At 35.6% G+C, this 7,439-nt stretch carries 9 protein-coding genes; all 9 read right to left on the bottom strand.

The window, feature by feature from the left end:
- Window positions 1-228 precede the first annotated feature (228 nt).
- The 9 genes from F6K22_RS25025 to F6K22_RS24985 all read right to left on the bottom strand — a co-directional run bounded on the left by F6K22_RS25025 (window position 229) and on the right by F6K22_RS24985 (window position 7,317).
- Window positions 229-1,986 (bottom strand): helicase HerA domain-containing protein, encoded by a 1,758-nt coding sequence (locus F6K22_RS25025; protein ID WP_293104189.1) that lies wholly within the window; start codon window positions 1,984-1,986, stop codon window positions 229-231.
- 89 nt (window positions 1,987-2,075) lie between these two features.
- Window positions 2,076-3,245 carry a hypothetical protein gene (locus F6K22_RS25020; RefSeq protein WP_293104186.1) on the bottom strand — a complete coding sequence of 390 codons (1,170 nt, stop codon included), beginning with the start codon at window positions 3,243-3,245 and terminating at the stop codon, window positions 2,076-2,078.
- Between the two features lie 926 nt (window positions 3,246-4,171).
- Window positions 4,172-4,294, bottom strand: a complete 123-nt coding sequence (locus F6K22_RS25015; protein WP_094677278.1) for a photosystem II reaction center protein J — start codon at window positions 4,292-4,294, stop codon at window positions 4,172-4,174.
- A gap of 152 nt (window positions 4,295-4,446) precedes the next feature.
- Window positions 4,447-4,572, bottom strand: a complete 126-nt coding sequence (gene psbL / locus F6K22_RS25010; RefSeq protein ID WP_293104183.1) for a photosystem II reaction center protein PsbL — start codon at window positions 4,570-4,572, stop codon at window positions 4,447-4,449.
- Window positions 4,573-4,584: 12 nt separating this feature from the next.
- Window positions 4,585-4,719: a cytochrome b559 subunit beta gene (gene psbF / locus F6K22_RS25005; protein ID WP_094677274.1), complete on the bottom strand. Its 135-nt coding sequence runs from the start codon at window positions 4,717-4,719 to the stop codon at window positions 4,585-4,587.
- Window positions 4,720-4,743: 24 nt separating this feature from the next.
- A complete protein-coding gene (gene psbE / locus F6K22_RS25000) occupies window positions 4,744-4,992 on the bottom strand; it encodes a cytochrome b559 subunit alpha (RefSeq protein ID WP_094677272.1) in 249 nt (82 codons plus the stop codon).
- 299 nt (window positions 4,993-5,291) lie between these two features.
- Window positions 5,292-6,305: a photosynthesis system II assembly factor Ycf48 gene (locus tag F6K22_RS24995; protein ID WP_293104192.1), complete on the bottom strand. Its 1,014-nt coding sequence runs from the start codon at window positions 6,303-6,305 to the stop codon at window positions 5,292-5,294.
- Window positions 6,306-6,424: 119 nt separating this feature from the next.
- Window positions 6,425-6,784, bottom strand: coding sequence for a rubredoxin (locus tag F6K22_RS24990; RefSeq protein ID WP_293104178.1), 360 nt, complete (start codon window positions 6,782-6,784; stop codon window positions 6,425-6,427).
- 137 nt (window positions 6,785-6,921) lie between these two features.
- A complete protein-coding gene (locus F6K22_RS24985; protein ID WP_293104175.1) occupies window positions 6,922-7,317 on the bottom strand; it encodes a hypothetical protein in 396 nt (131 codons plus the stop codon).
- Between the last annotated feature and the right edge of the window lie 122 nt (window positions 7,318-7,439).

Below are 7,439 nucleotides of genomic sequence, written 5' to 3'. Positions count from 1 at the left end.
CTAATTCGGGTTTGCTGATTAAATATCAAAGCATTGACAGATAAAGGTTTTAGTCTTTTTATATCTAGAAAAAGTACCTGCTTTTCAGCTCTTAATGCTCAAAAAGTTACCATTTTATGTACATAGTTGGGCAAAAAAAATTACTTTCCTGCTCCCCTACTTCCCTACTTCCCTACTCCCCTACTCCCCCGCTTCCCTACTCCTTAAAAAAGACTTTTTCAGCAAACCCTAATTCTCTGTATTCTCTACTTTTTGTTTGATTATTTCCCACATTGAGCGAGTCACTCCAGACTTGGGTAAACCCTCTCCTCCATCCTTCTCAGGAGCAGTAAAATCTCTTACCTGAAATACAAGTGGGAAATTTTTAGTAGCTCCATTAATACCACTGAGAAACAAATTGTGATACTTTGGTAAATCCTTAGCAAATCCTTCAATTGTCTTTTTATCAGCTAAACCACAATCAATCACTTTATCTATATCTTTTTGGTTAACCATTCGCGTCATAATTAAGTTGTCTAAAAGACGAAATACTGAATCCGGTAAAGCTCCTGGTGTGTTGGTGACAAAAAATAAATTCATGCCTAAATGTCGGATTAGAGGAATTAATTCATCAATATATTCTGCATCCATATACATATGAGCTTCCTCAAAAAAGATAGAAGGATATATGGGAATTTGTACTTTTTGAGAATCAAATGCTTGATACTGCTTATTGCATATTGACTTGAGTTGGTCAATAACTAGAGTAACCACAACTTTTTGTATACTTGGAGTTAGACCACCTAGATCAAAAACAATAATTCCAGCGTTATTTTTGAGGTCATTTAAACTTTGATTCTCACTAGAATCTCTATTTTCTTGACCGTATGCCATTTTATAAAGAATACTTCTTAGAGAAACAACTTCGGTTGTTGGTTGCTGGTTATTGTTAATAATTTTCTCCTCTTCCTGCGCTTCTCTCATTGTGCAAAAAAGATTGTAACTTATTAAATTACTAATACCTCGATCGTATGCACCTAGCATTTGTTGATTTTGCCCAACTACAACCTGATTTTGTGATAGTATAAACTCTAGGTCAGGAATGTTTTTAGTTTGCATCCTATCTTCAATAACTCCAGGTAAATTAGCTCTAACAGCATTATCAGTAGCAGCAGTATTAAATAGAGATAGTTGTTCAAATACTTTAAAAAGACTAGGAATTGGTAGTTGATCCAGTCGAAACTTGAAATTTTCAGTAGGGCGAAGTTTTTTAACCTTTGGTAGAGAAGAATATTCTCCATTTATATCAAAAACAATTGAAGGCATACTCAATTTAGTTTGTAAATGGATAATTCCCTTTGTAATATGAGACTTACCACCACCTTTCATTCCTGTGATTAAATTAACTTTTTCAAATCCACTTGCATCAACATCTATAGGATGTTTTTTATAATCTCCTAAAAATAAATTTAATTCAGGAAAAGATTTAATAATATGTTTAGTTAAAAATTCAGGATTAATTAGAAAAATATCAACATTTCTTGTTACTACCTTACCCTCTGGTTCTTTCCACTCTCCTTTTTGGATAGAAGCACGAACTATAAATTCTGCTACTAAAAACTCATCAATAACTTCCTTTGGTTCATTATAAGAACGCTTTATCTCTTTAGCATGAGCAGTTGTTACTAACCGAAATAAAGCTTTACTATCTGCTTGGGGATAACTAGCAATTCCTTTTGAAATAATTTGGGCAATCAAACCCTTTTCAGAATCTTTAGGTGGTAATTTCTTTTCAGAAAATACTTTTTCCCGCAAAAAAATAACATCACCTACATCAAAATCCCTATCTTTAGGATAAAAAACTATACTACCTTCACTTCCCGTTAGTTCCAGAAGTTGTGCTGATTGAACAGCAGATTCATTTGATAAATTAGATTGAGGAGCTTCTTCATCAACTTCTTTTTCTATATCTACTTCTGGAATTTCAAAACTTATAGGTTTAGGCAAAGGAGGACTTTGATTATTGCTACTATTTAGATTTTTTTTTGTTGTGTGATTTTTTTTCAGTTACCATAATTTTTTATTAGTTTTTATTACTATTTTCCTGATGCTCCAAAAGGTATAAATAAAATATCCATAGATGGTTGAGATTGTGGCTTTGAACCTAATCTTACTGTAGCTTGAGCCAAAAGATTTTGGAAATCCTGAAATAAAAAGCAACTATTTTGATGTGCTTCGATCAATGGTTTCGGATATCCACCATAAATTCGGCAATAGTTATAAACATCATTAATTACTTCATCCGTAGTCATACCCCGGCAATTATGTAAGTCCACCCTAAAAGTCATGCTAGTCGGACTAAACCCAAACCTAGCTGCATACATTTCCTTAGCTTTTGTCACTCTAATTCTATTTTTTCCACCCGCTTTCTGAGCTTTTCTCCTTTCATCTTCCAAAAGTTTCTTGATAGGAACATACCCAATAAAATCAGGACCATAAGCTTCTGTTAAAAATTTTTGAATAGGAATTCCTGCTACAGTTATTGTTGTTTTTTTACTAATAGCAACAACATCTATAAGATTTTTATTACATTCATCTAACAAATTTTTTACATAAGAATCTGGCGTATCAAATGCTCTAGGTGTTATCGCTCCATCTATTAAAAGAATTCCACCCCCATATTTTTTCAAAATACCTACCGCCTCAGCTTGAATAATTCGCTCCACAAAATTACGGAAGCGATCTTGAGTTTGATCTGCTGTTTCTGTGAAACTAGACTTTTCTCTCAAAAAAGGCTCTTTCTCTATAACCTCGACATAAAATTCAGCCTCTCCTAAATACTTACCCATCTGGTGTAAAACTTCTAACTTGTTTGTATTGTCAATAGCTATAGCTCCAGTATTATAGCGAAGTACAATTATGCTACCTTCAGATGTGTAAAAACAGGCAGTACCTCTAACAGCAAAAACAATCCCACCTTTAGCCAGACTACCTAAATTCACTACTCCAGCATCAACAGCAATAATTGGTGGTGGATGTCTCCTTTTAGGTCTTCCCATACGGGTAGCTTTGTCTAGTTCAGTCAAAGCAATATTATCTTCTGAACTATACCGATCTGCTAATTTATCTGACTCATCTATCAGTTCATCTGGCTTCGTATTACGTTCTTGGTATAGCAGAATATCCCCACGATGATTAGCCAGAGTTTCCCAAGAGAATTCAACTAAACCTTTGATGATTAGATTTTCACGATTAGCAAATTTCATAGAGTATATTTTTGCAACTTTTGTAAAGTCTACCATAGACCCTAAATATCCTTAAAACTCAAAATCATGAATAATGAGCTGTAGAAAGTTTCCTCAAACAAATAATCCAACACCTACTTCTATAGGAATATTCGCAAACATAATTTCCCAAAAATGCCAATCATTGGGAAACAGAAATCGTTAACTTCAGAACTCAACTAAAACGCCGTTTAAGCTACTAACTTACGCAATCATTTAGATGCAGAATTATTATCTATTTATCAAGATGCTTTCAAGTTTGTTAAAGCTCAAACTAAACTAGATTTTTTGATAGTAGAATACCCTTAAAACCTCGAAAAATTACTCGATGAAAATTAGGTTGCCTCCACAGTAATACCATTTCTCAAAAAGAATGCTATATCTAATTAGGGAGTGTGGGGGGTTGGGGGAGAAGTCAAAGTAGGAAGAATCACTCCCTGACCGATTAATAATTGTCAAAAAAAAGACTTTAAACCTTGGTAAATATTTGACTTTTGAAGTCTAGCTGAAGCGTAGCATTACTTTGAGTAATTGGTATAATATACTTTTTAGGTGTGTAGTGCGTACTCTATTGTAAATAAGGCTCAGGATCGCTGAAAATCTGTAGGAATGTAGAACGTAATAATTTATCTGTCAGAGCGATCGCTTGTTTTCTCTTTTGTTCGATGCTCTCAACTTTTTTTAGGTATCGTGATGATGACGAGTTGTTCTAGCTAAATCTTCACTTTCTCTACCCGATGACAATGAGTAGACCAAATTTACCATAACGGAACTTCCCTCAAAAACCCTAAAATAATTAGGGTTCAAAAAAATAATTCCACTCTCAAAAGAGTGGAATTATTCAAGAAAATCTCAGAAAACTAAATCCTAGAATCTGAGTATTAACTAACTCAAACTTCTACTTTTTCTTATAAAGAAGAACCTACACCAACATAAGCTCCGTAGAAGAAAAGACTTACAACTACAAGTACACCAGTTCCTGCCACAAGAGCAACTAACCACAAAGGAATTCTTCCTGGTTCAGACATCATAATATTTCACCTCATTATTTCAAAAGTAACTACTATTTCAAAGAAATTTGTAAACAATTTACTTGTTAACTTTTTAGTTGATTCTACTACCTATACATTACCCAAATAGGGTGACTTGTATAGGTATAAATTGCTTGATTTCGTTTCCCAAATTAGTTAAAGAAATAACTAGAAAACAGAATACCAAGAACAAAAACCAAGAGCAGACCAAGATAGAGAGAAGTACGATTTAATTCTACTGGTTGCTTATTAGGATTAGAACTACGATCTAAAGGCATTATCTGATGCTCCTATCTTTGAATAAACTGCATAGCTGCAATGGCACCTAAAAAGAAAACTGTAGGCACACCAAGAGTATGAACTGCTAACCATCTAACAGTAAAAATTGGATAGCTAACTGGTTGATTTGGATTTCCGCTAGTCATTATTTTAATCTCCTTATTTTTTATCTATTTGATAAATTCATCAATTTGTTGTTTAGCTTCAAAACGGTCTGAAACAACTGGTAATTCTTGTCTTTGTTGAGTGTAATACTCATTAGGTCGAGGTGTACCGAAAACATCATAAGCTAACCCGGTACTAACAAATAACCAACCTGCAACAAACAGAGCCGGAATAGTGATACTATGAATCACCCAATAACGAATGCTTGTGATAATGTCTCCAAATGGACGCTCACCTGTACTGCCACCAGCCATCTAATTTTTTCCTCCTAAATAATCTTAAACCATCATCTATAATATGATAGTCTTAAAACTTTTCTAAATTGCTCACGCCATAATTATAAATGGGATGAGTTTTTTGTCTTTCTTCAAAGGTAAAGATAGACTAACCTTTTGTCTTCTTTACATCTGTCATTTTTATTTCTTAGCCAGACGGGATCAATTTTAACACATTCAGATTTCTTTTCAGCAAATCAAACAATACAGAGAAATCATATCTTGCCATTTGAGTAATACTACCCAATTAAGTGATGAACGATGATATTTCTCTATTTTTAAGCTGCCTCTGAAACCGCTGAACTATTATATTTGAGCATAGTTCCTCTTTGACCGAGAATAAAACCTGTTTCTGAATTTATAAATACAATGTTGTAGAAATTTTCAGGAACATTCTCTACATCAAGGTCTTTTTCCCAAGTCTGACCTCCATCGGTACTGCGAAGTAAATTACCACTACCGCCAGAAATCCAAATTTCATCAGGAGTTCTATAAGCCAAATCTAAAAGACCCCAACTTGTAGCATACTCAGGATTAATAGCTTCTCCCCACTCTTCCAGGTTTTCGGGATCGCTAAACCGCAGTTGACCTCCACGCGCTAATAACCATAAACGACCATCATCACCAAACCCCATGTTTTCCAAACGTCGAGAGTTCTGACGGTTATGAGGAGTCCAAGATGTTTGCCCAGGTTCCCAAGTAGAATAAAAATTACCCTTTGCCGAAACAGCAATATATTTGCCATCAGAAGAACGAGAAATATTTCTCACCACTCCCACAGCATCCTCTACTTGAGCACGCCAATTTTGTCCTCCATCTTTAGTTCGATAGATAGCTCCCACATCAGTCGTCATTTCCGCAGAATTTGGCCCCAGAGCGATAATTGTATTGGGAGCACCAGGCAGTTTAGAACTTAGAGGAATCGTACTCCAAGACTCTCCTCCATCATCAGTATGCAAAAGTAAAGAGGGCTGTCCAACAATCCACCCTTCATTACCATTAAAACTTACTGATGTCAAGCGAACTTTTTCTTCTAAATCGATAGTTTTAGGTTCCCAAGTTTTACCACCATCAGTAGTTTCAAGGAGAGTTGTATCACCACCAACAATCCAACCATGGTCAGAATCATCTGTAAATCCGATATCAAACAACGTAACCTCAGTTGGTAGTTGAATTACCTCCCAGGGATTGTAACTCATCGGTGGTAAAAAAGCATTTTTGCAACCGCTACAAAGTATAACTGCTGCTAGTATTATGAAAATTTTTTTCCAGGATTTTACTATTGAGTGCATCATATTTAATCATTCTTTAATGGATAATGAAAACTTTGTCTAATTATCAATTATCCATTGGTCAAAACCTCTGGGGATTAATTATTAATTATTAATTATTAATTATCCTGATGGCCATCTTATCGTAAACCATATAAGCTCAAGAAAAACAAGAATGCCAGAGCTAATCCGCCAAAAATTAGAATATTTTTCTGGCTGGGTGTCAGAGTATTGACACCAAAACCATAGCCAAGGTTTTCTTTAAATCCTGAAGGCCCTTCAATCGGTCCAACATTTATAAATTGGACTTTAGACGCTCCACAAACAGGACAGCGCCAAACTGAAGGCAAATCTGAAAAAGCAGTTCCCGGCGGAATTTTTCCTGTAGAACTTCCCTTATTAGGTTCATATACATAGCCACAGGCTCGACATTCATATCGATCCTGTTCCTGTGTGTTGGCCTCATCCTGTGTGTTGGCCTCGGTTGTTTCCTCGCTCATAGTTCCCAGGGATTAAGTCAGCGATTATGAAAATATCTTTAATTATTATTACAGAATTTGACACTCCACGGGATAAATCCGCGTGGATTCTTAAGGGTCACAAATTTGCCGGACTAAAGTCGCGTCAAATTTAACCCTTAATGGCATAACCAAAGATGCCTAAGCGTCTGTCCGGGGTAAACCCCCATAAGATTACTTTTCGATCCAATATTTGCAGCACCGTTACAGTCAGCATTTATCAATTTTCCTTCCGCGCGTTTTATACAAACCACCCTGTCGTACAGGCAGTCGCTCATAGGGGAAACCCCCTTTGGCCGCGCTGCATCGCAAAATTGTTTACCACTGAAACTATATTCAGTTGGATTATCAGCATTGTAAATAGGTATTTTATCGCCGTCTAAAAAACTAGCTTTAGACGTATAAGACTCTTCCTGCTCTAGATAAGTTAAACCATACCTAATACACATACCTTTTAGTTTTAACTGGCTTTGTTGTATGAAAGTAGCGATCGAACATCCGTTTTGCTGGTGCATAACACGCATTAACGCGGAGCGACATTTTTGCGTAGCATTCCGCAGGAAAAGGTGGAGCGCTTTAGCAGCTATATCCCTCACTTTCGGGAGATTGATGTTTTATTTATCTATTGGACAATAGA

This window comes from Okeania sp. SIO2F4, assembly GCF_010672385.1.
GTDB lineage: Bacteria > Cyanobacteriota > Cyanobacteriia > Cyanobacteriales > Microcoleaceae > Trichodesmium.
The sequence above is the reverse complement of the archived record's forward strand: the minus strand, read 5'-3'. Positions and strand labels throughout refer to the sequence as shown.

What these genes read in the sequence shown, in the direction of transcription:
- F6K22_RS25020 (WP_293104186.1), bottom strand. Translation starts at nt 3,245, where the DNA reads ATGAAATTTGCTAATCGTGAAAATCTAATCATCAAAGGTTTAGTTGAA.
- F6K22_RS25015 (WP_094677278.1), bottom strand. Translation starts at nt 4,294, where the DNA reads ATGATGTCTGAACCAGGAAGAATTCCTTTGTGGTTAGTTGCTCTTGTG.
- psbL (WP_293104183.1), bottom strand. Translation starts at nt 4,572, where the DNA reads ATGCCTTTAGATCGTAGTTCTAATCCTAATAAGCAACCAGTAGAATTA.
- psbF (WP_094677274.1), bottom strand. Translation starts at nt 4,719, where the DNA reads ATGACTAGCGGAAATCCAAATCAACCAGTTAGCTATCCAATTTTTACT.
- psbE (WP_094677272.1), bottom strand. Translation starts at nt 4,992, where the DNA reads ATGGCTGGTGGCAGTACAGGTGAGCGTCCATTTGGAGACATTATCACA.
- F6K22_RS24995 (WP_293104192.1), bottom strand. Translation starts at nt 6,305, where the DNA reads ATGCACTCAATAGTAAAATCCTGGAAAAAAATTTTCATAATACTAGCA.
- F6K22_RS24990 (WP_293104178.1), bottom strand. Translation starts at nt 6,784, where the DNA reads ATGAGCGAGGAAACAACCGAGGCCAACACACAGGATGAGGCCAACACA.
- F6K22_RS24985 (WP_293104175.1), bottom strand. Translation starts at nt 7,317, where the DNA reads ATGCACCAGCAAAACGGATGTTCGATCGCTACTTTCATACAACAAAGC.